Raw genomic sequence first — 1,543 nt, 5'->3', positions numbered from 1 at the left:
GAGTAGGCTGATTTTACGACTGCTGCGCAGTCGGACGCAGGCTTCGCCAGCTGCTACGGGGTTGTGGTGTTAGGGGATTGTGCTGATCAAGGGATCGGTACGCCTTCAGCCGATAGCATATCAATCAGCCGAATCAGCGGCAGACCGATCAGGCTAGTGGCATCAGGGCCTTCAGTGCTTTTAAACAGGCTCACCCCCAACCCTTCAGCCTTAAAGCTGCCAGCGCAGTCGTAGGGCTCTTCGGCTAGCAGGTAACGTTCTATGCGATCAACGTCCAAGGTGCGCATGTGCACGGTGAACGGTACGCAGTCGACCTGGCAGGCGCCCGTCTCACTGTTCAGCAGGGCCAGTCCGGTCAGGAACGTCACGCTGGCGCCGCTGGAGGCCAGCAATTGTTCGCGGGCCTTTTCGAATGTATGAGGCTTACCGATAATCCGCTCGCCGAGCACTGCAACCTGGTCGGAACCGATGATCAGGTGGGCGGGGTGAGTGCTGCCCAGCGCTTCGGCTTTTTCCCTGGCCAGGCGCTTGACCAGTTCCGTTGCAGACTCGTCCGGACGGTGACTTTCATCGATGTCCGGCGAACTGCAGATGAACGGCAATCGCAGGCGGGCCAGCAATTCCCGGCGATAGACCGAGCTGGAAGCGAGTAATAAAGGCAGCATGCGCATCTCCAAAGGGCGGGGGCGAATTCTAGCGAGGCTTGCGAGTGACGGACAGGGCTGAATTTCCTTTGACATGGCCGGGTGCATCCCTATAATGCTGCGCCTATGTTGAATGACCCGATTCCACCTCACGTTGACCCGCGCAAATTGGCTGACCGTGGCACCACCCTTCAAGGTGAACTGCTGCTGGCCGATTTGGAGAGACTCTGCGACCCGCTTTCCGACACTGTCGGTACGGTGCAGGCCAAATTCGTTTTTGAACGAGATGAACGTAAATCTGTGGTTATTCACAGCTTTATCGACACCGAAGTCAAAATGGTTTGCCAGCGTTGTCTTGAGCTGGTCACCCTGCCGATCCACAGCGAATGCAGTTACGTTGTGGTGAAGGAGGGTGCGAATACCCAGTCGTTGCCGAAAGGTTATGACGTGCTGGAACTGGGCGAAGATCCTTTGGATCTGCAGTCACTGATCGAGGAGGAGCTTTTGCTCGCCTTGCCCATTGTGCCTGCTCATCATCCGGAAGAATGCCAGCAGCCGGCGGGTCTCGATGAGCCCGAACCGAGCGAGGACGAGGTAACGCGGTCCAACCCGTTCAGTGTATTGGCGCAGTTAAAGCGTGACCCAAACGTTTAGGAGTTAATCAATTATGGCTGTTCAGCAGAACAAAAAATCCCGCTCTGCCCGTGACATGCGTCGTTCGCACGACGCCCTGACGGCAAGCACTCTGTCTGTAGAAAAAACCACCGGTGAAATTCACCTGCGTCACCACGTATCGCCAGAAGGCGTATACCGTGGCCGTAAAGTGATCGACAAGGGCGCTGACGAGTAATTTCTTGTCCGCTCAAGTTATCGCGATTGACGCAATGGGCGGGGACTTC

3 protein-coding genes are annotated in these 1,543 nt (G+C 56.4%); 2 read left to right on the top strand and 1 reads right to left on the bottom strand.

All coding sequences use genetic code 11. From position 1 onward, the window contains the following. Window positions 1–86 precede the first annotated feature (86 nt). Complete coding sequence (locus F8N12_RS27510; RefSeq protein ID WP_191623120.1) at window positions 87–665, bottom strand: Maf family protein; 579 nt, start codon at window positions 663–665, stop codon at window positions 87–89. Window positions 666–770: 105 nt separating this feature from the next. Between F8N12_RS27510 and F8N12_RS27505 the strand changes: the two genes are divergently transcribed. Then, complete coding sequence (locus F8N12_RS27505; RefSeq protein WP_138964734.1) at window positions 771–1,298, top strand: YceD family protein; 528 nt, start codon at window positions 771–773, stop codon at window positions 1,296–1,298. Window positions 1,299–1,311: 13 nt separating this feature from the next. Next, window positions 1,312–1,494: a 50S ribosomal protein L32 gene (gene rpmF, locus F8N12_RS27500; protein ID WP_008152339.1), complete on the top strand. Its 183-nt coding sequence runs from the start codon at window positions 1,312–1,314 to the stop codon at window positions 1,492–1,494. The last annotated feature ends 49 nt before the right edge of the window (window positions 1,495–1,543 follow it).

It is taken from the genome of Pseudomonas fluorescens, from assembly GCF_902497625.1.
Lineage (GTDB): Bacteria > Pseudomonadota > Gammaproteobacteria > Pseudomonadales > Pseudomonadaceae > Aquipseudomonas > Aquipseudomonas fluorescens_BQ.
The sequence above is the reverse complement of the archived record's forward strand: the minus strand, read 5'-3'. Positions and strand labels throughout refer to the sequence as shown.

Bases quoted from the DNA above. Each gene is read 5' to 3' on its own strand.
- F8N12_RS27510 (WP_191623120.1), bottom strand. From the start codon at position 665: ATGCTGCCTTTATTACTCGCTTCCAGCTCGGTCTATCGCCGGGAATTG.
- F8N12_RS27505 (WP_138964734.1), top strand. From the start codon at position 771: ATGTTGAATGACCCGATTCCACCTCACGTTGACCCGCGCAAATTGGCT.
- rpmF (WP_008152339.1), top strand. From the start codon at position 1,312: ATGGCTGTTCAGCAGAACAAAAAATCCCGCTCTGCCCGTGACATGCGT.